We start from the raw sequence: 26998 nt of genomic DNA on the forward strand, positions 1-26998 counted from the left end.
AACGATAGTCAACGAGGAGTGAATTGTTGTCAACGTAAAAAACACGTGCCCGCCGGTAAACAATCAACCCGTCGCCGTCCCGACTGGCCGAGACTCAGGAGCTTGCTTCAATCTCAGTCGCCCGATCCGTTTCTCATCAGCGTTGAGCACTTCGACTTCGAGACCGCGAAGCGTCAGTTGTTCACCTACTCGCGGCACGCTTCCCTTCTCGGCCATGACTAAACCGGCAATAGTCGTAAAGTCGTCCGCTTCGATCTCCATGTCGAACAGCCGCTCGATCTTGCCAATCTCTGTGCTGCCCAGGACCTCGTACACCCCGTCGCCCACGGGAACGATCTCCTCCAGCTCCTGCCTGCTGATATCTTCGTCTTCGATCTCGCCCACGATCTCTTCAAGGATGTCTTCGACGGTCACCAGACCCGCCACGCCGCCGTATTCGTCAATCACGATGGACATGTAGGTGCGCGCCTTCTGCATCTCCTGAAGCTGCTTGTCGACCGGCTTGGTCTCAGGGACAAAGAAAACGGGCCGAATAAACGGTGTGATCGGCGAATCCGATTTGCCCAGAGAGAGCAGCGGCAACAAGTCACGGACGTAGACGATGCCTTCGATATTGTCGATCTGATCGCGATAGACCGGCAGGCGCGAGTGACGCGATTCGATAATGATATCGCGCGCCTGGCGCACGGTCGCGTTGTTCGGCAGCGCCACAATTTCTGTGCGCGGCGTCATCACTTCGCCCACGCGCGTGTCGCCGAATTCGATCGCCGATTGAATCAGTTCGCGCTCTTCCTCTTCGATGATGCCTTCCGCTTCGCCGACATCGATTAGGGCTTCGATGTCGTCCCCGTTGTCTTCTTCATCCTCTTCCGAAACGTCCTCTTCCACATCAACCTTGCGCATCCGATCGAACGAGCGGTGCCAGGGTTCAGCCGCGAAACTCAGCACGCGATAAAACGGCGCGACCCACGGCAACAGGCGCAGAAGTTTTGACTCCGGATTACGCAGGGAGATCAGGCGCGGAATAAATTGACGAAAGATTGCGGCGAGGACCAGCGTCACGGCGAGGGATACAATCAGGCCGACGGCCGCGCGTGAAAACCAGCGCAAAGATACGAATGTGACCAGGACCGTGAAGGCGACCAGCAGGATCTGAATCGCGGCTGAAAGAGTAAAACTGAACCGCGAACGATTCTCGAGAATCTCATTGAGCAGCGGAGCGTAGCGCGCTTTCGGCTGTTCCTCGGCTTCGGCCGCGAGCCGACGCAATCCGACGTCGCTCAACTGGCCGAAAGCCATGTCCACCGTAGCGAGAAATGTCAGCGCCAGCAGCAGGAGAAAACTGACGGCTAAAGCAATTTCCATAGAGGCGACTAAATAGTAAATCGTGAATCGTGAATAGACAAAGACTTGGAGTGCGGCGACTTGTCGCCGCTTTCCCAAAGCGCTGACAGGTCAGCCACTCCAAAAATACTCGAGTGGTTCACCTTCTCCGCATGCGGGGAGGGGCATAGGGGTGGGGTCGAGGCCGTGCCAACCTCTCCCCCTAACCCCCTCTCCGCTGCTGAGAGGGGAACCATCTTCCTCGATCAAATTCCCAATTTCTTCCGTAATTTAAGCTCCAGTCGATTCATCTCACCGTCGTCCGTCTCATGATCGTGGCCGCAGAGATGAAGTAAGCCATGCAGGATTAGCTGTTCGACTTCGTTGACCAGAGTCAATCCGTTTTCTTTCGCCTGGACCTGGGCGCGGTCTAGCGAGATCACGATTTCGCCGAGATTCGCTTCGGCTTCCGCCTCAAAAGACTCAGGCTGCGCCGGAAAGGAAAGCACGTCCGTGGCCGAGTCCTTCCCGCGAAACTGACGATTCAGTTTTCGCATCGCTGCGTCGGAAACAAAAACAATCACCGCGTCGCGCTTGCCGGCGCCGATTGCTTTTGAAGCTCCCGTAGCGAATTCGCGCCAACGCTTCGCCTGTACCTTGTGACGCCGCTGGCGATTGATGATTTCGATCACATCTCGATCTTCTTGGTGTGCGTCTCGTACGCTTTGATAATCATTTGCACGAGCTTGTGACGTACGACGTCTTTGTCGCTGAAGTAGATAAACTCGATGCCCGCAATGTTGGCGAGGACACGTTCCGCTTCGACAAGTCCGCTCCGCTTTCCGGTCGGTAGATCGATTTGCGTGACGTCACCGGTGATTACCGCCTTCGAGCCAAAACCGATACGTGTGAGAAACATCTTCATCTGTTCGCTGGTGGTGTTCTGCGCCTCGTCCAGAATCACGAACGCGTCTGACAATGTGCGTCCGCGCATGAATGCCAGCGGCGCAATTTCGATGACGCGCTTTTCCAAAAGTCGCGTCACGCGCTCGTAATCGACCAGATCGAACAGCGCGTCGTACAGCGGTCGCAGATACGGGTCAACTTTCTCCTGTAAATCCCCGGGCAGAAATCCAAGTTTCTCGCCCGCTTCAACCGCCGGTCGCGCGAGGACAATGCGGTTGACTTGCTTCTGCATCAGCGCCTGCACCGCCATCGCGACGCCGAGATAAGTTTTGCCGGTGCCGGCCGGGCCGATCCCAAACACGATGTCATCTTTCTGGATGGCCTCGACGTAGCGGCGTTGCATGGCCGACTTTGGCGCTACCTGCTTCTTGCCCGCCGGGCTGAATCGCGAACGCGTGAAGTAATCGTGCAGGCTGTAAGCGCGATCCTCGGCAATTTGCGCAAACGCTTCGCGCAACTCTTTGTCGTTGAATTGGCGGCCCTCGGCAAAGAGCGCGGCGAAATCCTGCAAGATTTGCTCGACGGTTTCGACGTCCTTCGGATTGCCGTCAACGGTGACGTTATGGCCACGCCCGTTAATCTGAACGTCGAGCAAAGACTCGAGGTACTTAATATTCTGGTCGTGAACGCCGAAGAGCGTTTCCAGGCCTCTGGGTGGAAGCTCGATTTGCTTCAAATGACTACGACGATCTCCTTACTGGTGAACGTTCTTGCAGAGGTGTTTGAGGAATGAATTGCGAAAGCAATTTGTCGCATAAGTGCGTAACCGCAAACTACTACAGGGCAGTAACAGTGTCAATTATCAAGCCTTCAACATGCCAACGTCCGCCCGACACTGAGCCACAGGAACTCAGTTTGGTACCTCAAGGCCTTGCTAAAGGCGGCGGCCAGATTCTAGGATTACCCGGATCGAGTGGCGTGAAATCGCGCCACGGTTAACTTTAACAATCAGCCGTACTCTTACGTAAATGCGACCCCTTCGGTATGCCATCAACGTCACCCTGGACGGGTGCTGCGACCATCAAGCCGCGACCACGGATGAAGAGTTGCATCGTTACTGGGCCGAGAGACTCGCGCAAGCCGACGCGCTCCTCTTCGGCCGGGTAACCTACGAAATGATGGAGGCCGCGTGGCGACCGCCGGCCACGGGAGTGAGGCCGGATTGGATGGCCGATTGGATGGAGCCCTTCGCCCGGACGATCGACGCGGCAAAGAAGTACGTCGTGTCGAGCACCCTGGACCGGGTCGATTGGAACGCGGAGCTCGTGCGCGGGGATCTGGGGGAGGCCGTGCAGCAGCTCAAGCAGGAGTCGGGCAAGGGACTGTTCCTGGGAGGCGTGACGCTCGCGCTGGCGCTCGCGGAGCTGGGACTGATCGATGAATACGAGTTCGTCGTGCATCCCAGGCTAGCGGGCCATGGGCCGACATTGTTCGCGGGGCTATCGAAGTATATCGACTTGAAGCTCGTCGGCCGGCTGGAGTTCGGCTCGGGAGCCGTGGCGATGCGGTATGAGCCGATAAGATAACCCCGCCTTGGTCTTCACATGTCGTCGCGCCCGGATCGCGGGGATTGCCACCTCTCGATTGAGAGATCGTAGATTAAAAATTCTCGCTTGCCAGTTTGGCGGTGGATGAAAGGTTGGCTAAGCTATAGCTCGCCTGAGCGCCCGTCACGGAGGGGTAGCATAATTGGTAATGCAGCGGTCTTGAAAACCGCCGCCCGCAAGGGCTTGCAGGTTCGAGTCCTGTCCCCTCCGCCACTCTTCCAACCCGCATTTTTCCTCACGAAAACCGCGCGACACAGTCTCGTGTAGAAGTCTTTAAGATTTCCGCAACATCAAATCTTGCCGTCAGGAATAGAATGCGAGGCCAAATTCGGGTTGAGGGGAGGTAGCAGTCGCAGCGGCTTGCTTGAGGGGTTAAGCCCGGGGCCAAAGCGATGCTCATCAGGACATGAATTCTAAATTCGAATATCCGATCAATACCGGCTCATTGGGCGGCCCCCGCCGCGCGAGTACGCCAGTCTCCCCATTTGAACCGCCGACGCCCAATCGTTTTACGTTTGAGCACGCGTGGTTGCCGGCAGTTTTGGCGCAGCAACGGCCTACTGTTTTAGTCGTCGAAGATAATGACGAGACCTCGTTCCTGCTCAGGACCGTTTTGACGCGCAAAGGTTATCGCGTCATCGAGGCCTGGGACGGAAAGCAGGCGATCGAAGTTGCGGAGACGGAAGAGGTGGATCTGATTCTGCTCGATCTGCAATTGCCACGGCTGAACGGTCTGGGCGTGATTCACCGTCTGCGGCAAAATCCAAACTTTGAGACGGTGCCTATCGTGATCGTTACCGGCCAGGATCCGGAGAAGTATCGCACCAGCGCGATCGCCGAAGGCTGCGATGACTTCTTGTTAAAGCCTATCGATTTCGACCGGTTGGATGCACTGTTGGATTACTACGCGCCGACGGGAAAACTAGCAGCGTAAAAATTCGCATATTGACGAAGCGTGGTTTGGAGGAGCATTGATCTGTTCCAGGCAGCCATTCGTGCGCCTGCACGACTTAAGGGCTAATGCTTAGGACACCCGCATTGCTCGTCAAGCCGCGAAACGTGACTGAGACTGACACATTACTGGAAAGCATTGGATCCAGCTTAACGATGATGTAGGAAATTCCTGGCACGCCTGCCAGCGTGCCGACAGCTTCCACTGTGAGCGGAATTCCTCCCGCCGTCACCGACAGATCGCTCGTCGGCTGCTTCAACCCGAGGTTCGAAGTGAAGATCATCACGCGTGTCCTCTGGTCCAAACTGAAATTGTGGGAACCAACAACAGAAATCGGATCGCGGACCAACGTGACCGAATCGACCGCGATAGCATGATTATCGTCGTCTGTGATCAGGCGCGGCGAAGATTGATAGGCGACCAATAAATTCGAAGCCGGCACGACAATCAGTCCGTCACCGGCGCCGAGTCCGGTGTGCGGCCGGGTGACCGGCGACTCGGTCGCCTGAACGGCCGCACCCAGGTTCCCCGTCCAGACGTTCGCCCCAGTATTCCCATCGAGAGCGTAGACCTTTCCGCTGCTCGAACCAATGTAAACGTAGCCGTTAACTACGATTGGCGCGGAAATGAGGGTGCCATCGCCCGTGAAGGACCACCGGATTGCCCCAGAGTAGGCGTCGCGCGCTCTTAGAATAGATCCGGAGAGGAAGAAACCTGTGGAGCCGCTGAATGCCGGAGGTGGACCTGCCGGGAAAGTGCCTAAAACCGCACCAGTGGGCGCATCGAACATCAGCTTTGGTGACAGAGAATCGCCCACATGCAAACGCCCGCCGAAGAAGACTGGTGTACTTCCTCCTCCGCCGGTGCACCCCTCGGCATGTTCCCAGATCAGAGACCCGTCCTGAGGCGAAAAATCGTAAACGTTGTTGCAAGAAAATGCGACAAATACTCCATTTGAGGTTACGGCTGGTGAGCTGTCGTTGCCACTAAAGAGCAGGTTGGACCAATTCACTGTGCCATCCTGCTCATCAACGGCGTACAGTGTCACGCCCGAACCGGCCCCGACCACGTACACCACGCCATCTGACGCGGTCGGCGGTGAGTTGAACGAGTATTGCCCAGGAAGCTGCTTCGACCATAGCAGCGTGCCTGACGCTGCGTCGAAGGCGCGAAGGACGCCGTCGACATTTACCGCGAAGACGCGTCCCGAATCATAGGCGGCGTTGGACCAGCCATAGTTTCCTCCGAGATCGACGGGCCCCCACAACGTGGCGCCATTTGCCTCGTCGAGGGCATATAGTTTTGTGCCAGGGCTGGCTTGGTTCGCAACGGTGACGAAGATCCTGCCGCCGACGATTAGGGGATAAGAGATCTGACCGCCCAAGTCCCTGGACCACCGCTGCACCAGAGGTGGAACAACCGTGTCGAACTGCGCTCCGGTATGGGCGGCGTCGATTTGATAGGCCACTGCGCTCCCCTGCGTCGCCGGGGGTGTCGCCGCGGGAGTCGGCGCCGGGCAGAAGCTGCTCATTGACATCACCTGGAACGTGTAACTCCCTCCAAGTTCCGCTGTGCCGTTGACGGAGAAGACGACAATCGCAAAGCTGGTGTTGCCCGGAACCGTGAACTGGAACGACTTAATGTTAGGTGGGCTGCCACTACTAAGACCGGGATCACCAAGGTAACGGGATGCATTGGTGATGTCAGTCGCGACAAACGGCGCCAGGAAAGCCGCGATTTGATAGTTCGCGTTGGACTGGGAATTTACAGTCAACGCCGCTGATACACAGACTGGCGAGGGTGATGAGTTCGTTAGCGTATAAGCGTCGAATGGAAATGAGCCGGAACCAGTATTCCCGGGGAACGAATTGGTGCTGCAGGTGCCCTGCGCTTCGCCTCGAAACAATCGGGTTGTCATCGTACCGGTCGTTGCGGGTGCCGGCGGGCTGCCGAGGTTCGCTGTAAAACTGCAACTAGCGTTGGCTGGCGGTGTCGGACTCGGGGTCGGACTCGGGGTGGGTGTAGACGGCAACTCGAATGTATAGGCCGCGCCAGTCTTGGAGTTCTTACCCACCGCACCGACCACCACTGTGTCGCCCTCGATCCCTACCGACGAACCAAACTGGTCCTGCGCCGCCGTATCACTCCCGGTGAGTTTCTGCACCTCTCCCCAGCCTTCAACGCCATTCTGATTGCGCTCGAAGATGTAGGCGGCACCACCAGTGGCGAGATTTATGGCCCAAGCTCCGACCACCAAGGTGTCGCCATCGATCGCTACGGAAATACCGAATTCATCCAGTAAATTCGCATCACTCGCAGTCAGTTCCTGCACCTGTCCCCAGCTTCCAACACCATTGTGATTGCGCTTGAAGATATAGACCGCACCACTAGTGGCGCGGTTCCCATGAATAGCTCCGACCGCTAACGTGTCCTCATTGATCGCGACCGAGATACCGAATTGGTCGCCGCCTACACCATCACTCGCGGTTAGTCTTTTCACCTGTCCCCAGTTCCCAACTCCACCGTGATTGCGCTCGAAGATGTAGGCCGTGCCAGGGTTCTTGCCGTAAGCTCCGACCACCACTGTGTCACCGTTGATCGATGCCGAGTAACCGAAATACGCATGATTTGCCGGATCACTGGCGGTCAGTTTCTTTACCTGTCCCCAGTTCTCAGCTCCACCCTGATTGCGCTCGAAGATATAGGCCGCGCCAACGGAGACATAGTCCGAGCTGGGGACAGTGCCGTAAGCTCCGACCACTACTGTGTCGGCGTTGATCGATACCGACGAACCGAAAAGGCCATTTGCGGCGGCATCACTGGCGGTGAGTTTTTTCACCTGTCCCCAGTTCTCAGTTCCGCCCTGATTACGCTTGAAGATATAAGCCGCGCCAGTGTTGGAGTTCTTAAGCCAAGCTCCGACCACTACGGTGTCGACGTCGATCGCTACGGACCAACCGAACCGGTCATTTGCCGCCGCATCAACAGGAGTAACTACCTTCACCTGTCCCCAGTTCTCGGCTCCACCCTGATTGCGCTCGAAGATGTACACCGCGCCAGTGTTGGAGTTTTTACCGTAAGCTCCGACCACTACTGTGTTGCCGCTGGTCGCTACCGAGTAACCGAATCGGTCATTTTCCGCCGCGTCGCTCGCCGTTAATTTCTTACTCTGAGTAATCTGGTACTGTGCCGCCTCGATCAAATTCTGCAGTCGAACATAAAGGCCATGCTCTTTCAGATAATCCTTGGCTGGCTTGCCTTGCAGGTTGAGCAGCGGTTGGGTCGATTGCGTCTGTGAGGCGTGAGCTAAATTATCCGAGGCCAGGCGTGTGGTCAGGCTGGGAACGCTGGTGGATGCGCTGTTTGCCTGAGAGTCGAACCGGCTCGTGGTTAATAGCAGCGCAAGGGCGACTAGAGCGAAGAGCGCCACGGAAACGACTGTGCGAGAGGGCATTCGACGGAATCTCCTAATTGTCGACTACTGTTCAGGCATCCGTTAACGCCAAACGTGGGGCGAAAGGAAGGTACCGCCAGGTGCATGAGAAATCGGCATAAAAAGCCTCAGACTATAGCACGCGCTCGCGAGGTAGGGGTGTGTCCTGAAGCACAATCCACTGCCAAACGTTCTGCGTGCCAAGAATCCTGGCGCAGGTGGAATCAGCGTCGGCGGCTAGCGGCCGCAACCCTCGGATTAAGCTGGCTGCGAGCTTGAGCTGCAACTAGTCTTTCGCTGATGCCCGCATGGTGAAAATGGCAAATGGCCACCGCAAGGGCGTCGGCCGCGTCGTGTGGCTCAGGCACTGAAGGCAGAGACAAAAGCAGCCGCACCATTTCCTGGACCTGTCGCTTCTCGGCATTTCCATAACCCGCCACCGTTTGCTTGATTGAACGCGGTGAGTACTCACCGATCTCTAACGCGGCACTTTCGGCAGCGAGTAAAGCGACGCCGCGCACCTGTCCTAACTTCAAAGTAACTTTCGGATTAGTGGCGAGGAAGGCTTCCTCAATCGCGCAGGCGTCCGGTTTCAGCCGCGAGATGACTTCGTCGAGGGCGCGACTAATTTTTAGCAGTCGTGAAGAAAAAGTCGCCGCGGAGTTGAGTCGCACCACCCCGAATTCGATCAAGCGATAGCTGCGGCCGTTCGTATCACCTTCAACGACGCCCCATCCGGTTACTTGACTGCCTGGATCGATTCCGAGAACACGCACGCCGCGACGTTAGCACGGCACCGATCAAGCTGTCACCAGTTTTCGTAATTAGGAGGATTGGTGGCCGAGAAGCCGCAGCACATCGGGGCGGTCTTTGCCGAGGACGTAGACAGCGCTGCGCAAGCGGGAGATTTCAGCGTCTAAATGCTCGTCTCTGGAAGAGATGCGATGCTCTATCGAGTCGAGCCGAAGATGAATCTGTTCAATGTCGCCACGAACTGCCGTAATAGAAGCGTCAAGATGCTCCTTAGTCACCATTCGCTGCGTGATTAAGTTGAGCCGATCGCTCATCGCCTCGAACCGCTCGTTCAGCGCTTCAAACCGGCCACCGATGAAACCAATTAACTCGCTGTTGTTCGAATCAGCCATCGTGGACCAGGATCGTAACATTGATTCTGAACCTCGATGTCGCAAACAATTGGCAACCTAAGCCGCCGCCATGTCGGCGGCGCTCATATCAAAGTTCGCGGAGACCTTCTGAACGTCGTCGTGATCCTCGAGCGACTCCATCAGCTTGACCATCTGATTTGCTTGCGCACCTTCAAGCTTGATGTAGTTCTGCGGTAGCATCTCGACTTCGGCTACCTGCGGCGTAATTCCCGCTGCCTTGATGGCGTTTTGCACCGCTTCGAAAGTGTCGGGCGCGGTGATAATTTCCCAGTTGTCTTCATCATCGCGGATATCTTCCGCGCCGGCTTCGATCGCAAGATCGAAAAGCTCATCTTCGGCCTTCGCGGTTTTATCAACAACCAGGTAACCCTTTTTTTCGAACATCCAACCGACTGAGCCTGACTCACCAAGGTTGCCGCCGTTCTTCGAAAAGATGTGACGGATCTCAGCGACCGTGCGATTGCGATTGTCAGTCATCGCTTCGATGAGCAGCGCGACACCGCCGGGACCATAGCCCTCGTAAGTGATCTCGTCGTAGTTGACGCCTTCTTCTTCGCCGGTGCCGCGGCGAATCGCGCGGTCGATCGTATCGTTCGGCATGTTGCCGGCTTTCGCGTCGGAGATGGCTTTGCGCAAGCGCGCATTTGCGTCCGGATCGCCGCCGCCGGTGCGCGCCGCGACGGTCAGTTCCTTGATGAACTTGGTGAAGAGTTTGCCGCGCTTGGCATCTGCCGCGCCTTTCTTGTGCTTAATCGAATGCCACTTCGAATGTCCCGACATGGAAAGAGATCCTTATTGAGTTGGATTGATTGAGGCCAGACTATATCACGCGAGCCGCGCGTCGAGGTAGCAGGCGGACTACTTCAACTTGTCGTATTCCTGGCGCGCTTCGGCGACAAAAGGGACCGTCGCATCAGCGTTTTTCCAGAGGTCGAAAAAGTCCTGGTAGGCCTTGCGAGCTTCGGCAGTGTTGCCGCTTTGCGCCGAAGCCCGGGCGTATCCCAGTCGCGCCAAAGCGTAGAGCGGCGACAGCGGGTGCCACCCGCGATGATCGAGGATATATCGGAATTCGTTTGCTGCCTGCAAGCCGTTCCCCTGTTTCGCATACGCCTGAGCGCGCACGTACTGCGGCCAGTAATCGCCGTAGACTTCGTACTTCCGAGTCGCTTCGAGCTGCTGGATCGCTTCCGGGGTGTTACCGCGCGCGAGTTCAAGTTGAGCACGAATCAAAGGAATCCACACATTGTGGAGCAGCGTGTCCCGCGGAAAGGCGTCCTGCATCTCCTTCATCAGCGATTGAGCCGCAGCACCCTGCCCGCAAGCGGCCAGCGCGTGGGCTGAGTGCTCCAGGTACAAGAGGTCGCGCGACAATGACAACGCCTTGCTGGTGAGCGCACTCACTTTTCCACAATCGCGAAACGTCGCGGCGCGCATCGCTTGTTGGGCGAGTAACTGAGGAGCCGCGTCGCTATTGTTATCCACGGCTTTGTCGGTGAACTGATTAGCCTCAGCCAACTTTCCATAAAACTCCGCGGCGTGCGCTTGCCAGACGTTTAGCAGATATCTCGATGACCTGCTGGCAGCCCAGTCCAGTTGGTCCTTGATGCCCCCAGCGTCGTTGTTCACGAACGCGAGATTGTAAAGGTGCTGGTGCATCGAGTCGGTTTCCATCTTCTGAGCCAGCGCGTTCCACAAAACCTGCTTTCCGTCGTCAAATCGATTCAGACCGATAAACGCGTTGGCGCGGTTCGCGTGCACCTTCGGCTCCTTTGGATTCAAGTGCGCCGCTTCGCTGGCTTCCTTAAGCGCTTCATCGAACGGCCCAGTCAGCGTGTACCGAACGGCGAGCAGGTGGTGCGGCTCCCAATCGCGTGGAAAAGTTCGCTTCCACACATCGAGGGATTCTGCGGCTTTGACGATGTCACCAGTAACCGCGCCGTAGTAATTCCACTCTACGTAAAGCTTCTCGCGCTCGCTGGCGCGGTCGCGATATTCGTAGGCCTTTGATGACGCAGCCCGCGCCTGCTCTAACTTCTTCTTGACGTTGTAGCACGTCGCTAACCGCGCGTACGCGATCGCGAATCGCTGATCTACTTCGATCGCGTGCTCATAGAGCGGAATCGCGTCGTCATAGCGACCTCTCGAATGTTGCTGGAAACCCAGCGAGTAGTACCGCAGAGCCTCAAGCTTCGAGGTCGTAACTTGTTCAATCGGAGCGTCGAATTTCTTAATGTCATTAAGCGATTCGCCGAGCTTCTCGCGCAGGCGCGATGCCGCCTGTCCGAGCGCCTTTAGCACCTGTTCCTTGTTGGTCGCCTCAGCCTGATCAGCCGCGATAGTGTCGCCCGTCTCACCGTTCAAAGCCTCCAGCGAAATCACGTAACCACTCCCGACGCTTGAAATCGTTCCGATCAGCATCGCCTTAATACCCTGGCGCTGGCAGATGTCGCGTGCGATTTCGCGCGTTACGCGCTCGTCCGGAGACCGGTCCATGAGCTTCAGCGCGTCACGAACACGATCTTCAGACACGATGTCGAGAAACGGTGACTGCCGCAGTTGCGCCGCCAGTGCCTGTTTCAGGGTCACATCAAAAACCGTATCGTCGGTCGTATTCACAAAGTCGGCCAGCAGAATATGGTCCTTGTCAGTCAATGCGGGGGTTGCACGACGGAAAGCCAGAAGCCAAACTCCACCAACCAGCAGTGCGATTCCGACGGCCACGGCTGCGACCTTGAGCTTGTGACGCTTGATGCCTTCAAAGATGTACTCAACACTCGAGGCCCGCGTTTGTGCGGCACTCTGAACAGTGCTGGTCGAGTGCATCGTCGACGGGAGCGCCGGTTGAAAACTCAAATGCGACGAGTGGTGCGGCACGTCCGTATCACCGAACGTCGTCATCGCGCCGGTGAGACGGTCGGGACCCATCGAGCGTTCCAGCTCTGTTTGAAACACGACTTTCTGTTTCAGCTTTTTGAGATCGGACTCGAGTTCTTTGATTGTCTGGTAGCGCTCGTCGGCGTTCTTGCGAAGCGCTTTCATGACCACCCACTCGAACTCAGGCGGAAGTCCGGGCGCGAAGCGGGCAAGCGGCGAAGGCTCACTTTTGGCAATCGCCACGATGATGTCGGTTTTCGTTTCGCCCATGAAGGGGGCGCGGCCGGCTGCCATCTCGTAGAGGATTACGCCGAGGCTCCAAATGTCGCTGCGCGCATCGACCCCTTTGCCGCGCGCTTGCTCGGGCGACATGTACAGCGAAGTTCCCATCACTACACCCGCGTCGGTTTGTACAAACGCGCGCGTCACGGCTTCCGTATCTGTCTGATCGCCCTCGACTGATCGGTCCAGCAGCTTTGCCAGACCGAAATCCAGAACCTTCACGTGACCATTCTTACGAATCATCACGTTCTCAGGCTTGATGTCGCGGTGAATGATTCCGGCGGCGTGGGCTTCCTCCAACGCGCCGGTAATTTGGATCGCGATGTCGAGAATCTCGGTGAGATCCATCGGTTGTCCGCTCAGCCGCTTGCGCAGAGTGATCCCGTCGATGTATTCGGTGGCGATGTAGTGACGGCCGGCCTCGTCACCCATCTCGTAAATTGTCAGGATGTTGGGATGATTCAGCGCGGAAGCTGCGTAGGCTTCCTGGTCGAACCGGCTCAGGCGATCTCGATTGTGAGTCAGCTCTTCAGATAACAGTTTGAGCGCGACTTTGCGGCCGAGCTTCGTATCCTCAGCGAGATAAACTTCACCCATGCCGCCAGCGCCGAGCTTCTGGAGGATGCGATAACGGGAGATTGAAGTGAGCTCCATCCCGGGAACTGTTACTGCGACTGAATCAAACGTTCGAGCGTGTCGGCGTCCACGCCCTGAACTCTAATAGTTTTGTTTCTTGAACTTGTGCCGGCAATTATCTCGACGGCATTCTGCGACACCTTTAGTGCTCTCGCGATCACCCGGGTCAATTCGCGATTGGCCGCGCCGTCTACCGGTGGCGCGGCTATTCTAACCCGTAAAGCGCCATCGTGCTCACCACTAATTTCGCTGCGGGAAGCTCGGGGCGCCACTCGCACCGCAAAAGTGAGGGTGCGGCCGTGCTGCGAATAACGAATCACTGGCGCGGAGATATTAAATCGCGAATCGTGAATAGTAAACGAAGCGCTAGAGTACCGACTTCAGTCGGGTATTTTCAACGATTGAAAGCCGACTAAAGTTGGCACTCTAACGCTATCTAGAAGAAATGAACCGGCCAGCCCTTCAATAGTGTCGCCGCGACAATGGCTTGCAAAACCCAAAGGATGAGAAAAGCGATGATCGGCGAGATATCAAACATGCCCACGGGGCGGATGTGGCGACGCAGCGGGCCCATCAACGGCTCGGTGATGCGAATAAGAAAACGCATCCACCGATTTCCGTAGCCGAGAGCGCCATAGGAAAGAAAGATCCGCATGAAAATCGCCAACGTGTAAAGTCCCAGCAGCCCGAAGACAAGATAACCAACAATGGCGATGGGAAAACCAGGAACGCCACTGCTCACGGCATAGAGGATGCCCGCGATCGTGTTGAGCACGCTGCTCGCCACTTGAAATACAAAATAACCAACCAGAATGATCAGGAGAACGGCGATGAACGGCGCTATTTTTGGCTCGAGCCGAAACGCGACCAGCAGGCGGCGAATCGGAAGAATCATCGGATCGGTTGCCCGCTTCAAAGAAATCGCTGAGCGCCGAAATGGGTTTACGTCGGCGTAGTTATAAATCGATCGCAAAATGATTAGCGCAATTGCGGCGATCGCTAAGGCCATCACACCCCACGTGATGAACAGATAAAGTGTTTTCAGGATTAGCATTGTTATGCCGTTTCGCGCGCACCGAAGATTGCCGTGCCGACGCGCACCATCGTCGCTCCTTCTTCAATCGCCACTTCGAAATCGTTCGTCATGCCCATTGATAATTCACCCTGCGCGCCGCCGAACACGCCGCGGTCCTGATATTCGTCGCGCAAGCTGCGCAGCTTCGCAAAAAACGGCCGCGTCAATTCCGCATCTTCGAAGAAGGGCGGCAAAGTCATGAATCCGACCAGCTTTAGACGTGCGCTGCCGGTCACCGCGCCGATGAGTCCCGGCAGTTCTGTTTCGTCTGCGCCGGACTTCGTCGTCTCGTGTCCGAGATCGACTTGAATCAGAACCGGCAATTCTTCCCGATCTAGCTCGGCGCACGCACGATCGAGCTTTTCCACCAGTGCTGCAGAATCGATCGAATGAATCATGTCGAAGATCTGAACGGCGCGTCTGGCCTTGTTCGACTGAAGATGCCCGATCAAGTGCCACCTCGCGGCTTCACGTCCCAGTTCGTCGATCTTCGGTTCCGCTTCCTGCACACGGTTCTCGCCGAGATCCGTCATGCCGACCTTGATCGCCGCGCGCAAAACATCAACCGGATGAGTCTTGCTCACCGCAATCAGTTGGATCGCCTCGCGCGGTCTGCCGCTCCGTTTCGCCGCAGCCTCAATGCGCGACCCCACACCAAGCAAGCGCCGGCGCAACTCGTCCTCAATCGAATCCACCGAATTCATTTTCTTAGGCCTTACGCGCACTATAACAACGGTTTTCAAGGACCGGCAAATACGACATCCATCAATATCGACGTCCGATATCGGCCCCAAGCGTCACGATATCGTGCGGCTTAAACCAATAAAATCGCCGCAATTCCCGCAAATGGGTGGCGATCTCCTGCGGCACGGCGGTTGACTTAATAACCATGTACCCCGCGCGACAACCAACTCGCAATAATTTTTGGATTTTCAAATTCGGAGGAACTGATAATGAACTTAACTAAAGGAAGCAAGTTCGCAAAAGCGATCTTGTTGGGACTAATTTTGCTGGTAGCGATGCCGGTCCTGACTTTCGCGCAAGGGCGCGGACGTGGCCGTGGCCAGGACAAGAAGAACGAGAAGTTCGTGAATGGTCACGATGCTCGCGATGGCCGCTGGGACGGACGTGGGCCAAACCGCAGCAACAACATCTATCGCAATCGCCGTTGGCGCGACCGCGATGACGATAATCGCTACGGGCGCAGCCGACGCGTAGACCGAGATGGCGATGGTGATTTCGATCGCAATGACGTGTTCCTTGGAAGACGGAATCGCGTCGACCGTGACGGTGATGGCGACTTTGATCGCAGGGACGTTCGGCTTAGCCGACGCGCGCGACGAACCACAAGCTGGAATCGATAACCGGCGGATTGAGTCTGCTTGACACTTCCAGAGACGCGTCCGTAAGATCACCTTCCGTTCGCGGATGTGGCGGAACTGGCAGACGCGCAGGTCTCAGAAGCCTGTGATGGTGACATCGTGGAGGTTCAAGTCCTCTCATCCGCACCAAAAATCAAAAGGCGAGCTCAGGCTCGCCTTTTTTTCTTCGGTATGCTCGCGATCCGCGTGCATTTGCGCTCATAGCACGCCGGAGGCGTGCGTACCGCTCAAGTCCGCTTCTTTAACTTCCCACCAATCACCGCGCCCAGCGCGCTGACAAACGGAAAAACGAACGGAGCCCAAACCGGCCAGGACGCCTTTTCCATGGCTTCCATCGCCGGAACATCGCCCACGCGAACCATGTCGGCGTTTGCCCTGCTCTTCATGATCGCCGGAATCGCCAGCAGTAACCCGACGACGAGGATTAGGCCCGCCAAAGCCAGGGTCGCTTTGCGTCCACGCGCAATCGCTGCGCAGATGAGCCCGGCGATGATGCCTGACACGATCATGACCGCAAGTGCCATCACGAACCAGCGGTTCGAAGCGACGTACAAGCGCGGTTTGAATGCCTGGCTGGGGCCGACGACGGCGTACAGGCCGATGAAGCCCAATAAGTTCAGCACAAACATGGCGATGTAGCTGACGATTACGGCAATGATTGAACGGACCATTGAGATCCTCCTTCAGATAAGCTTAGTGGTGCGCGTTTATCACACGGCGGCGCCGGCTCGCAAGCTTTGCGCGATCAGCGGAATGATTTTTCGTGGGATGTCGATGGCGGCTTTAATATGTCGCGCATGCGTGAAATGACCGGCAACGTAGAGGCCCGGCACGTTTGTCTCGAACGTTTCCGGATCGTAAACCGGAACTTCAGTGAGCTTGCCGGGCTCAGTCGTCACCCCAAGTTTCTTAATTAGAGTGAGATCGGCGTCGCTGCCCACCAACACGAATACCACATCGTTTGGGATCGACTTCGATTCATCTGTATCTGTCGTCAGGCGCACAGATTGATGAGTTATTTCGTCGATCTGTTTGTAAAGAACGACCCGCAAGCGGCCTTCGGAAATTTCGCGTTCCAGCGGCGAGCGCACCCAATGCTTCATGGCGCCGGCTTTCGGATCGCGATTCTCCCAATCTTCACGCCAAATCGCCATCGTCGTGCGAGCGCCTTCTTCGGATAAGAACAAAGCGGCTTCGGCAGCGCTGTTACCGCCGCCAACTACTAAAACTTCGCGACGCACGTAGGGATAGGGCTCGACGAAACGATGGTGGACTTTCGGCAGGTCTTCACCCGGAACGTTCAGCCGCCGCGGATGCTCCATGGCGCCGATGGCGAACAGAATTGTGCGCGCGTGGTAAGTGTTGTCCTGCTGACCTGCCTGAAAACTGCGGCAGTGCGTGCGTACCTCAAACCCATCCGAAGTCTCGCGCTCGACGTCGACGACTTCTTCACCTGTGTTGATGCGCAAATCGTTATCGAGCACGAAATGGACGTAGTGCGAAAGCAGCTCTTCGCGCGTCGGCTTCTCGCGAATTGGTTTCAGCGATCCTGCGCGCATCTCAAGTTCGTTCGGCGTCGAGAACATTTCGCGACCCACCGGGTACTGCCGAATGGTGTTCGCGATCGTCCCTCTCTCGATGACGAGATAAGACAGACCTTCACGCGCCGCCGCGTCCGCGGCCGACAAGCCTGCCGGGCCAGCGCCGATGATTAAGAGATCGAGAAGGTCGGACATTTTTCTTCTGACTGAATTGGATTGAATCGTCCAGAGTCCAACGTCCAATGTCCAAAGCCTTCACCTTCGGGAAATACCGCCACGGTATTTCCGGTGAACGGCTGATCAGTAAACACGTGGAGTTGTATGAACCGATACTGAAGCAATGCCCGCACCTCTTTTCTAAATAAACATCATCATTGCCGCGTCAGCGGAAGGCGTCAAGCAGAACCAACGTAGTGTCCTGGTTGAGTGGCACGCGCATCTTGCGCGTGATTTCACACTCTTTCAGACTAGGGCACTCCTAACGGATCTTGACGAAGTTGGAGCGACAAGAGTTCGTCGTCGGGGTGACCTACGGACTGCGTGCGGGACTCGTCGGCGAAGGCGTAGCGGTGGGGCCCGCGGCAGGCGAGGAATTTGGCGATGCCGAGGGCTCGAGGGGCTTCGTCACCACGGGCTGGTCAACTAGTAAAACACGAATCGGCTCGGGTGCCGCGGGCGGCCCACCGATTCTCCCGTCCGTCCACTTGTAGATTTTGTGTGAGATTTTTTTCCGGAACCCCGTGTTGGCCAGTTCATCGACACCAACAAAAGCGAAGAACACGATTGCGGCAAAAACCACCGCCGCGCCGACTCCCAGCCATCGGTTTTTGCCGCGCATCAAATCGCGCAAAAGAAAGACGGCGAAATGCGTCGCCAATGTCAGCGCGAGTAAGTTCCACGCAAAGCTCGCCACGCCGGGCGTGGAAAGAACGAACGTCGCCAGAAACAACATGAGGATCTCAAACGCGTAGAGAAGCTTCAGCCAGTGACGGAAGAGCCGCGCGGCTGTGCTTTCCGGCACGGCGACCTCGACCAGGCCCGAAAAGATTTGGCCCGCCCGCGCGATCCATCGAATCGACTTACTATCAACCTGGTTTGACTGCGCGACGTCATCAAAGATTTTTCCCGTCACCTGCGTCGCACGTGCTATTGATCGCAACAACGGCTTTGGTTCAAGCTTGCGATTCACTTCGTAATGCTTTTTGACGAAATCCAAGAGTTTTTTGTCCTCGAGGCACGACCGCATCGCGATCTCCATCCGCTTTTTGACCTTGGGACCTTTTAAAGGCCCCATCACTTTGACTAACGCATCCTCAAACGTTTCGCCGGAACTGGCGCGAATCAAAGCTTCCGACAACAGGCGACCTAGTTGCTCCTGTGACGCTGGCGGCATCTCTTCCTGAAGGATGGCAACATGGGCGTCGCTGATTAACTTGTCTCTGACCGTCTTGTGCTCGGGGTCCGGCATCAGCGCGGTGATCAGCCGTTCGGCACCGTCCAGGCGCCCCCACATGATGTCGTTTTCGCGCCACATGCGATCGAGAAAAGCCCCGAAGTGAAATAGAGAAATGCCCGCGAGTTTCCGGCGGCGGTCAGCGCCCGGCCCGGCTTCACGAATTAGACTCGGGGCGTCTTGCGGGCTGATCCGGAAAATCTCGACCAGGTCGGACTCGCCGACGTCGCTGCCGTAGAGGATCGGAAATCGCACTTGATCGTAATCATCGAACTGGCTGAAATAACGCCAGAGAAACTCGCGAATGCTATCCGCGTGCTTCAGGGAGATTCCTTCGAGTAAAGCACTACACGTTCGAATTGGTTCCGGAAGAGGATGGAGTTCGACGGTTCCATCTTCCTTGAGCGACCCAGTTTTCAGCAGTGAACGGCCGCGAGTCCATACCGGGTCAACCACTTCTTTGTGCAACTCGCTGCTCAAGGCTCGCGCTGCTTCTTCGATAGCTGCGGCCGGATTCGGAACATCAGCGGGCCCTTTACCGGAGAAAAGATCCTTTGCCCGCGCGACACACTCGTCTTCGTTAAGCTTGCCCAAATCGAGGTCGCCATGCGAAGAGTGGACGTCCAGAATGTAATCGAGCAGTTTTGGTCCAATCTTAACGTTCTGAAGTTTTGCCGCGAAACTGTTCGGGTCGGCGGCGCTGGACACACGTTGCAGCACCCGGCCGGCAACGCGCAACTCTCGATAGAGCTCACTGAATTCGCACTTCAAGTACGCCACAACCGCTTGGAACTGTCCGCGTTCCTCCTCCGAAAGGCTTTCGTATTCCAGCGGGTTGAATTTCAACGCAGCCAGTCTCTCGATGGCGGCCGCCCGCCGCCCAGTGGCGTCTGTGCCGCTCGTCGTTCCGGCCTCGTTCAACCTAAGCAGATCGTCAATCTTCGAGCGAATGAAAGTCAGGCGGCGCAACCAGTACTTGAAATCGAAATCGATCAGAAACTGATTTGCCGTTCGCTGGCTGGTTGGGGTCTCTCCATCCTTTGCGTGGTAATCAGGGTAATTCAATTCGCGCCAGGCTCGAATCATCAGTCGCACGGCGGCGAAGTGCGCCGAGTTCTCTTCTAATCCGGCCACGCTCGATACCAACTTCGCCAGTTCATCAGTGGCTGATGCAATCCGCAGACGCCGGTAAGGCAGGTAATAGCTCCCAAACTTCCTGACCATGCCGGCGAGATCCAACGTCTCCCACTCATCCTCTTTAATCGGCGGCCTTTTCCACTCCGCGTGGCTCAAGTCCCGTTCGATTGCATCGCCGATTCGGTTGACGCGGTTGAGCAGTCTATTCCGTTCGTTAACGCGCTCAATATCCTGTCGAATGGTTTCGTAGCCGGGCAGGTCGAGCAGTGCCGCCTTGGCGTTTCCAATCGCACTCGGAGTCTGGTTCTTCTCACGAGCATTTAGTTGTTCCGGAGAGGGTTCGATGTAAACGAGTTTTCGATCTACGGGGACGTACCCGCCGCGTCTGCTCAGCGTTTCCGTCGGATAAGAAAACGGCTTATTGTCCAGGTAGCCACCATCACCAAATGCTCGTGTTTTGGTATCGGTAATAGGCTTCCCGGTATCGGGATCAACATACGATGAGAAGAACTTCTTCCATGTCGGGCTTTCCGATCGCGAGTCCTCATAGCCCTCAAAGTTATCAACCACTTCGTCGATGTCTTCCAGTTTCATCGGCTCGAAAGCGAACGGAAACGAAGAAGTACAGCGCGCCGCAAACGCGAGGAAAGGGTTATGGCTCCGCTTCAAATCATTACAGTGCGCGCCAAATACAGATTCTTGCTTCGCATACTTGAAACGAAATACGTGGCGATGGCGGCGTTCGAGGACCTTCATATCGGACAGCCTGATAGACAGCGGCAAGCCCTGAATATCAGTGGCGGTTACGAACAAGTCCAACTCATCCACACAAGGCGAGATGTACGTTTCATCCCTTGGTGTCTGTCGATCCATTTCATGAAATGCATCGAGCAGTTTGAGATACATTCTGCGGCTGTTGAGCAATGACTGGGGAGGGTCCTGATTATCCAACGGCAAGCCGGCTACTGATTTTTTGTCGTTAATGAGCAACTCGATGTCCCCTTCTTGAACCCACAGTTGCTTGAGCCGCTCGATCGATTGATTATTCGCCAGGGCCTTCGCGAGGAAGATCGCATTAATGCCGCCCGCTGAAGTTCCTGACAATATGTCGATGACGAATCCGACGGGGATTGGTGGCGGACCGCCGCCAGCTGTCTTCTTAACCAGATAGTCGTCCATGAAATCGGACGGTGGAGCATCACTATCATTTTGATTACCAGGATTAAGTATTGACCTCTCGTATTTATCCAGCAGCGCGTCGTCGCCTAATAAGTAACTGAGTTTCCGGTAGACTCGTTCGGTCCCGCTGAGCTTCCTTGCCTTGTGCGGATCGTTGTCAGTTATCCGTTCTGCGGAAAGCGTTGTGTCCCCGTCAGCGTTTTCGGATACGAGCGCCGTAGACCGCACCAGCCGGAGCAATTCCTGGGCAATTCCGTTGATATAAATCGCCAGCGAGACTCCGCCATACATCACAACGGCAAAACGAACCTCTTTTTTGTAGTCAAGATTGGGGGTCGGCAGATCGGCCATGGGAAACCTCCGTGAGAATTGGGTCGCGACAGTTAAGCGGGTACGCTTTGGCAGAAAAGGCGGGCCGACACCCTGCTGCTTAAGGGAGCTTGCGGCCTGCGTCTGCACTCAACGGGAAAAGCGCGGGCAAGATATTAGCGACGCGGTGAAATGTCAACAGAGAGCCGGGTTTGCGGAACGGGCCGTATGGCAATCAACTGAGTTTAGCTTTCAGCCAGTCCGCAATGTGATTCATCGCGAGGTCGTACACATCCTGCTGAGAAACACCGGCCGCCTTAGGCACTTTGAGAGAGTGGTCGCCACCTTCAATCGGAAAGAGGTCGGCAGGCAATTTGAGTTTCTTAATGATGCCCGCGATCTCCACTTTTGTTCCGAACGCGTCGCGGGAGCCCTGCATGAACAGCATGGGCGCCTTTATCTTCGGCAAATGTTCCGAACGCATTTTGTCGGGCCTTCCGGGCGGATGCAGCGGATAGCCAAGGAAGACAAGGGCGGCGATGTTTTCGCCATTCTGAGCTGCGACTTGCGAGGCGATCCGTCCGCCCATCGATTTGCCGCCAATCACCAGCTGATTGCCTTTCAACTTTTTGTGCTTGAGCGCGGCATCGATGATCGCGCGATAACAGCCTTCGAGTCGCGGGGCGGGATCAGGAATCTTTCGTCCTTGTTCAGTGTAGAGGAAGTTAAAAGTCACAACGTCTACTCCGCGTTCCGCTAAGCCCCGGGCGAACAGGCGCATGAATCCGCTCAGCTGATTCGCGCCCGCGCCGTGACCGAGGACGAGTGTTACGCCGGCACGCTTCTGCCTCGCTGCCGAATACAACACCGCCGTGACGCTTTCGGCGTCAGTCACTTTAACTTTGATTTGAGCTTCTGACATCTTGCGTTTTTAGACCCCGTTATCCCGGTAAACTCTCGGCACGCGGCCGCTAATGCCGCACGTGATTTCATAGGAAATTGTTCCGGCAAGCTCGCCGAGGTCTTCGGCCGTGATAGAGCAGTCACCGTCGTTCCCCAGCAAGGTTACCGGATCGTCATGCGCCACATCCCTTACGTCCGTCACGTCGATGATCGTCAAGTCCATTGAGATGCGACCGACAACCGGCGCAAACTGGCCGCGCACAATCACACGCGCGCGATTGCTGAACGCCCGACGGTAACCGTCATCGTAGCCAATCGGAATTGTGGCGATGACGGAATCTCGCGTCGTTTCGAATGTGCCGCCATAGCCGAGCTTCGCGCCTTTCGGCACCTGCTTTAAAAGCATGATGCGCGAATACAGCGACATCACGGGACGCAAAGGGGGCGTGACTGAAGTTGCCGGCAGCACATCACGGGTGAATCCGTAGAGCGTGCCGCCGGGACGAACCATGTTGGCTCGCGATTCAGCGAACGTGAACAGGCCAGCTGAATTGGCCGCATGAATGTAAGTTGGTTCGAAGCCGTGATCGCGAAACGCGGCAAGGGCTTGCTCGAATCGTTGCAGCTGCGAGACTGTAAATTCTGTCTGCTCTTCATCATCAGCCGAAGCCAAATGCGTCATAAGCCCGTCAACGCGAATGTTTGTGAATCGCTTCAGCGCGGCGCAGAAATCCCGAACCTCATCGGCTCGTACGCCCAGCCGACCCATTCCGGTGTCAATTTTCAGATGAACCTTAACAGTTGTTCCCGCAGCTTTCGCGGCCCGATCTAACGCCTCGACCACGTCGAGACGGTAAACAACCGGGGTGAGATGCTGCTGAATACACGCGTCTTCCTGCCCGGCCCAAATCCCGCCCATGCACAGGATCGGCTTTGCGATACCGGCATTGCGCAACTCAATCCCCTCCTCCGGCAGAGCAACGCCAAACCAATCCACCCCTTCCCGATCCAGGCGCGTCGAGCATTCAACTGCGCCGTGACCATAAGCGTCGGCTTTGACTGCGGCGAGAATTTTGACGGCGGGACCGACGCGCTCACGAATCACACCAAAGTTGTGCGCCAGCGCGTCGAGATCGATCTCAGCCCAGGTTGGACGACCGGCCGATTGATTCATTGATCCATCGCTCCATTGATTCATTGAATTGAATTATTGAGTCAATCAGTAAATGAATCAACGAATCAATGAATCAGAACTCGCCGCCACCGCGACCGATGCGGGGCGAGCCTTTCGAGCGATCAAAGCGGCTGAGGTATTGGCCGAGTGCTTCCCGTTCCAGATCGGTGAACTTGGCGAATTGATTGAGGAAGGCGAGATAGACTGTGTCGGTGGGGCCGTTGCGCTGCTTGGCCACGATTAATTCGGCGATATTCTTGTTTTCGTCGCTGCGGTTATAGACCTCTTCGCGGTAAATAAAGGCCACGAGGTCGGCATCCTGTTCGATCGCGCCCGACTCGCGGAGGTCGGCAAGTTGCGGTCGGTGATCGGTGCGGTTCTCCGGCGCGCGGGACAACTGTGACAACGCGATCAAAGGAACATTGAGCTCTTTCGCCAGCGCCTTCAGCTCGCGCGAGATTTGCGAGACTTCTTGCTGCCGCGATTCAGTCCGCCGCGACGAGCCCGACATCAACTGAAGATAGTCGACCATGATCAGGTCGAGCTGCTTTTGCTCAGTGGCCAGCCGCCGTGCTTTCGCGCGCATTTCGAGTACCGATATCGCCGCCGTGTCATCGATGAAGATGCGCGCGTCCGCCAACTTGCCGAGCGCTTTCCCAAGGCGCGCCCATTCTTCATTCGAAAGAAAGCCGCTGCGAAACTTCTGCGCATCGACGTTAGCTTCAGAACACAACATGCGCATCGCCAAAGCTTCCGCGGACATTTCCAGGCTGAATATGCCGACGACAGCGTTGCTTTCGATAGCCGCATGCTGCGCCAGCGCGAGCGCGAGGCTCGTTTTACCCATCGAGGGCCGCGCGGCGATCACGACGAGATCCTGCTTTTGCAGACCCGAAGTCAGCGTATCAAGCCCGCGAAACCCGGTGGCAACGCCGGTCACAACCAGATCGCGATGCTCCACGGATTCGGCCTTTTCCAGCACGCGCTCAGCCGGATGTTTGATGTGCTCAAAACCCTGGCGAATCCGTTCGTCAGCCAGCGCGAAAATGGCGTGCTCGGCATGGTCGAGAATGTTCTGCGGCTCGTCTTCTTCTTCCAGCGCCTCAGCGGTAATTTTGTTCGCGACCCTGACGAGCTGTCGCAAAAGCGATTTCCCCCGAACGACCTTCGCATAAGCAGCTAAGCTGGTTACGTGAGGAAGACCAAATGCCAGGTTGCTGAGAAAGAGCATGCCTCCTGAAGATTCAAGTGAACCGTCGCGTCGAAGTTCCTCAGCTAAAAGAATTGAATTAATCTCGGATCCGCGTTCGAACAACGCAATCATCGCGGTGAAGATCCGGCGGTGCGAGGGCACGTAAAAATCCGACGGCTTCAACATCTCGATCGCCTGGGCAATGAGAGTATTGTCCAGAAGAATTGAGCCAAGTAGCGCTCGCTCCGTATCAGAGCTACTGGGCAGCGAACGTTCAAGAACTGGATCGCGAACAGGATCTGGGGTTGCCATCGTTAAGAGTATGAGGAAACAAAAGGGTATCCGTTAGCGAGCATGTGCGCCACTTTTTTTGCCCGTTGAGCTGTTTTTTTTGAGAGGACCGACCTAATTGGCTACTGCCAGTCAGCTCCGGACTCTATTTTCTCCAGCACCTGTCCTTTTGCATCAATTCTGATCCAGTCTGCGCTCAGCGGGCAAGCACCCTTAGAATGTAACACGTAGAATTCACTCACTGGCCTGTTCTCCGTAGCGGTCACATGCAGCAAAACTCCGCACTCACGACACACAAGATTGGGCACTGGGAGATAATCATTCTGATCCACCACTCCTCCTTAAGCTGATCGAGTGGTCTAATACCGCCCCTTCCGATCATTACCGCTCTTCGCGCGCAAAGTAAGTCTTTTGCCCCCAAACCATGTATTCAGGGTGATTGCGGATCTCAATGTGGACTTTTCTGCGCTTACCGTCGCGCGCACGATTCGTCGGGTAATAACCAATGACGTAACGACGATCAATATCCGTGAGGATGCGGGTGTAGATTTCGTCGGCCTGGCTCGGTTCTTCCAAAAACTCGGTCCACGCCCCGGTAAATCTCGCCACTGCTGCCAGAGCTGTGTGACGGCGCAGCCATGTGTTTGCCTGCCGTTGGAGAATCTCATCCGGCAGCTTCGTCGGCTCGGCACGCCCGGACGAATTGTTTAAGGTCCGTTGCAGTTGCCCGTTGGCTTTGTTGCGGTTTCTCAAATCGGCCTCAGCACGCTGAAGCAACTCCGCTTGCGGGACACCGAAAAACCGGACGCCCGAAATCACCGAATAGACGGTGACGCGAGACCTCTCCGTCGCCGACAAAATATCTTCAAGGCCGAACTTGCGCGGAAGCGAATATGCATTATATGGCTGAGGCGAGCCGCCTTTGAGCGATTCGAGTTCATCGCCGTCTGTCTGAAAAATAATAATTGGCCGAGCGTCTTCCGGGCTGAAGAGCTCAGTCATTGTCGCGAGCAACGCGTCGTATTGGTCGCTCGCGCCGAGTGCGCCCGACAGAGCGCTCTCTTTGAGAGTTTCCAGACGCTTTTTCAGCAAGTCTTTGTCGCTAGTGAAATCAACCAGAAGGTTCACGTCATCCGTTACCACTGCCATCCGGTCTTTCGGATTTAGCTTGTCCACCAGCATCTGGGCGGCTTCGATACTGGTCTTGATATAAGGCAATTGGCTGCCGCTGTAGTCAATGACGAGGACAATTGACCGCGGCACATCCTGGCTGTCGCCCATAGAAACACTGGCCACCTGCTGCAACCCGTCATCCTCTTTCACGATGAAGTCTTCTTTGCTCAAGCCCCTCACAATCTTGCCCTCGGCGTCCAGCACCAGCACCGCCGCCACTACCAAATCCGTGTCCACGCGAACCACATCGTCTTCGTCGGCGGCCTTTTTCTCAGAACGGAAGGCGCGTTCACCTGGGCTTAGAACGAGGCTCGATCCGAACCTTCGGCCGGCCGGCGGCGCCAGGGTTGGCACAATCGAATGTGATGACGTCGCCGTACTACCTGGCAAGGGAGCTATCGCGCGGTGCTCTGGCATCTTGAGCTGCAGACTCTCAGGCGAAAGATCGGGATTGAGTTTTGGTTTGAAGAGAACGGTTGATTCAACTTCGGAATCTCCGAAGGACACTTTGCGGGATAGCTTAACGATTACGTACTGGGTCTTATCAATCCAGAGTTTGATCGGTTGCGTTCGCCACACCATTCCTTCGAGGCGAAATGTTTCGCGGCCGTCGACCTTGTCCAGTCCAGCCAGCCGGACGTCAGACATCGATGAGAGCAGATCACTTGTGCGGAATAAATCAGGAAGCAGCAACGGCGAAATAGTGAGCGACCCACCCGCAGATGGAAACGCGATTCGTTCAAGCGCCAGATCCAGCGGCGCTTCGCGTCGGTTGCTAAAGCCGGGTTGAATATATCGGGGCAGCCAACTATTGACCGCGTCCCCGTTCTTCCACACCACCCAGCCCCGTCCGCTCTCCTTATCCTCACGACTCAACCATAATTCAAACGCTAAGTGATTGGGCCTTACAAATGTGGTGCGAAAATATCCGCTGCCAAATGCCTTCGACCCCGATTTAATCGTTCCCTCATCGTAATAGCTGCGACAGGACGCGTAAGTGGCTGCCACTT

21 protein-coding genes and 2 tRNA genes are annotated in these 26998 nt (G+C 56.2%); 5 read left to right on the forward strand and 18 right to left on the reverse strand.

What is annotated here, in order from left to right; all coding sequences use genetic code 11:
* Positions 1-63: 63 nt before the first annotated feature.
* The 3 genes from VFX97_07375 to VFX97_07385 form a co-directional block, all read right to left on the reverse strand.
* Complete coding sequence (locus VFX97_07375; protein ID HEX5703004.1) at positions 64-1365, reverse strand: hemolysin family protein; 1302 nt, start codon at positions 1363-1365, stop codon at positions 64-66.
* Between the two features lie 224 nt (positions 1366-1589).
* On the reverse strand, positions 1590-2015 hold the full coding sequence (gene ybeY, locus VFX97_07380; protein HEX5703005.1) for an rRNA maturation RNase YbeY: 426 nt from the start codon (positions 2013-2015) through the stop codon (positions 1590-1592).
* Complete coding sequence (locus VFX97_07385) at positions 2012-2965, reverse strand: PhoH family protein (GenBank protein ID HEX5703006.1); 954 nt, start codon at positions 2963-2965, stop codon at positions 2012-2014. Before VFX97_07385 ends, ybeY begins: the two co-directional genes overlap by 4 nt.
* A gap of 292 nt (positions 2966-3257) precedes the next feature.
* On the opposite strand from VFX97_07385, the gene VFX97_07390 reads away from it, so the two are divergent.
* The 3 genes from VFX97_07390 (at position 3258) to VFX97_07400 (ending at position 4770) form a co-directional block, all read left to right on the forward strand.
* Positions 3258-3815 (forward strand): dihydrofolate reductase family protein, encoded by a 558-nt coding sequence (locus VFX97_07390; GenBank protein ID HEX5703007.1) that lies wholly within the window; start codon positions 3258-3260, stop codon positions 3813-3815.
* A 148-nt stretch (positions 3816-3963) separates the two neighbouring features.
* A tRNA-Ser gene (locus tag VFX97_07395) sits at positions 3964-4049 on the forward strand.
* 193 nt (positions 4050-4242) lie between these two features.
* Positions 4243-4770 carry a response regulator gene (locus tag VFX97_07400; protein ID HEX5703008.1) on the forward strand — a complete coding sequence of 176 codons (528 nt, stop codon included), beginning with the start codon at positions 4243-4245 and terminating at the stop codon, positions 4768-4770.
* 76 nt (positions 4771-4846) lie between these two features.
* Here VFX97_07400 and VFX97_07405 read toward each other — a convergent pair whose 3' ends face one another.
* The 8 genes from VFX97_07405 to VFX97_07440 all read right to left on the reverse strand — a co-directional run bounded on the left by VFX97_07405 (position 4847) and on the right by VFX97_07440 (position 14958).
* Positions 4847-8242 (reverse strand): PQQ-binding-like beta-propeller repeat protein, encoded by a 3396-nt coding sequence (locus VFX97_07405; protein ID HEX5703009.1) that lies wholly within the window; start codon positions 8240-8242, stop codon positions 4847-4849.
* 203 nt (positions 8243-8445) lie between these two features.
* Positions 8446-8997 (reverse strand): crossover junction endodeoxyribonuclease RuvC, encoded by a 552-nt coding sequence (gene ruvC, locus VFX97_07410; protein ID HEX5703010.1) that lies wholly within the window; start codon positions 8995-8997, stop codon positions 8446-8448.
* A 48-nt stretch (positions 8998-9045) separates the two neighbouring features.
* A complete protein-coding gene (locus tag VFX97_07415) occupies positions 9046-9387 on the reverse strand; it encodes a hypothetical protein (GenBank protein ID HEX5703011.1) in 342 nt (113 codons plus the stop codon).
* 36 nt (positions 9388-9423) lie between these two features.
* Positions 9424-10167, reverse strand: coding sequence for a YebC/PmpR family DNA-binding transcriptional regulator (locus VFX97_07420; GenBank protein ID HEX5703012.1), 744 nt, complete (start codon positions 10165-10167; stop codon positions 9424-9426).
* Between the two features lie 78 nt (positions 10168-10245).
* Complete coding sequence (locus tag VFX97_07425; GenBank protein ID HEX5703013.1) at positions 10246-13197, reverse strand: protein kinase; 2952 nt, start codon at positions 13195-13197, stop codon at positions 10246-10248.
* 11 nt (positions 13198-13208) lie between these two features.
* Entirely contained in the window at positions 13209-13499 is a 291-nt protein-coding gene (locus VFX97_07430) for a DUF167 domain-containing protein (protein ID HEX5703014.1), read from the reverse strand.
* A gap of 116 nt (positions 13500-13615) precedes the next feature.
* Positions 13616-14233, reverse strand: a complete 618-nt coding sequence (locus tag VFX97_07435) for a YggT family protein (GenBank protein ID HEX5703015.1) — start codon at positions 14231-14233, stop codon at positions 13616-13618.
* 2 nt (positions 14234-14235) lie between these two features.
* Positions 14236-14958: a YggS family pyridoxal phosphate-dependent enzyme gene (locus tag VFX97_07440; GenBank protein ID HEX5703016.1), complete on the reverse strand. Its 723-nt coding sequence runs from the start codon at positions 14956-14958 to the stop codon at positions 14236-14238.
* A gap of 249 nt (positions 14959-15207) precedes the next feature.
* Between VFX97_07440 and VFX97_07445 the strand changes: the two genes are divergently transcribed.
* Positions 15208-15618, forward strand: a complete 411-nt coding sequence (locus VFX97_07445; protein HEX5703017.1) for a hypothetical protein — start codon at positions 15208-15210, stop codon at positions 15616-15618.
* A gap of 60 nt (positions 15619-15678) precedes the next feature.
* Positions 15679-15765 (forward strand) — tRNA-Leu (locus VFX97_07450).
* 98 nt (positions 15766-15863) lie between these two features.
* Here VFX97_07450 and VFX97_07455 read toward each other — a convergent pair.
* The 7 genes from VFX97_07455 to VFX97_07485 all read right to left on the reverse strand — a co-directional run bounded on the left by VFX97_07455 (position 15864) and on the right by VFX97_07485 (position 26996).
* Positions 15864-16307, reverse strand: coding sequence for a hypothetical protein (locus VFX97_07455; GenBank protein ID HEX5703018.1), 444 nt, complete (start codon positions 16305-16307; stop codon positions 15864-15866).
* Between the two features lie 39 nt (positions 16308-16346).
* Complete coding sequence (locus VFX97_07460; protein HEX5703019.1) at positions 16347-17372, reverse strand: NAD(P)-binding domain-containing protein; 1026 nt, start codon at positions 17370-17372, stop codon at positions 16347-16349.
* 334 nt (positions 17373-17706) lie between these two features.
* Positions 17707-21297: a patatin-like protein gene (locus tag VFX97_07465; protein ID HEX5703020.1), complete on the reverse strand. Its 3591-nt coding sequence runs from the start codon at positions 21295-21297 to the stop codon at positions 17707-17709.
* Positions 21298-21490: 193 nt separating this feature from the next.
* Positions 21491-22177 carry an alpha/beta fold hydrolase gene (locus tag VFX97_07470; GenBank protein ID HEX5703021.1) on the reverse strand — a complete coding sequence of 229 codons (687 nt, stop codon included), beginning with the start codon at positions 22175-22177 and terminating at the stop codon, positions 21491-21493.
* A 9-nt stretch (positions 22178-22186) separates the two neighbouring features.
* On the reverse strand, positions 22187-23356 hold the full coding sequence (gene alr, locus VFX97_07475) for an alanine racemase (protein ID HEX5703022.1): 1170 nt from the start codon (positions 23354-23356) through the stop codon (positions 22187-22189).
* 49 nt (positions 23357-23405) lie between these two features.
* On the reverse strand, positions 23406-24836 hold the full coding sequence (gene dnaB / locus VFX97_07480; protein HEX5703023.1) for a replicative DNA helicase: 1431 nt from the start codon (positions 24834-24836) through the stop codon (positions 23406-23408).
* Positions 24837-25196: 360 nt separating this feature from the next.
* Positions 25197-26996 carry a VWA domain-containing protein gene (locus VFX97_07485; protein ID HEX5703024.1) on the reverse strand — a complete coding sequence of 600 codons (1800 nt, stop codon included), beginning with the start codon at positions 26994-26996 and terminating at the stop codon, positions 25197-25199.
* Positions 26997-26998: the final 2 nt, after the last annotated feature.

The sequence above is a fragment of the Pyrinomonadaceae bacterium genome (assembly GCA_036277115.1).
Taxonomy (GTDB): domain Bacteria; phylum Acidobacteriota; class Blastocatellia; order Pyrinomonadales; family Pyrinomonadaceae; genus UBA11740.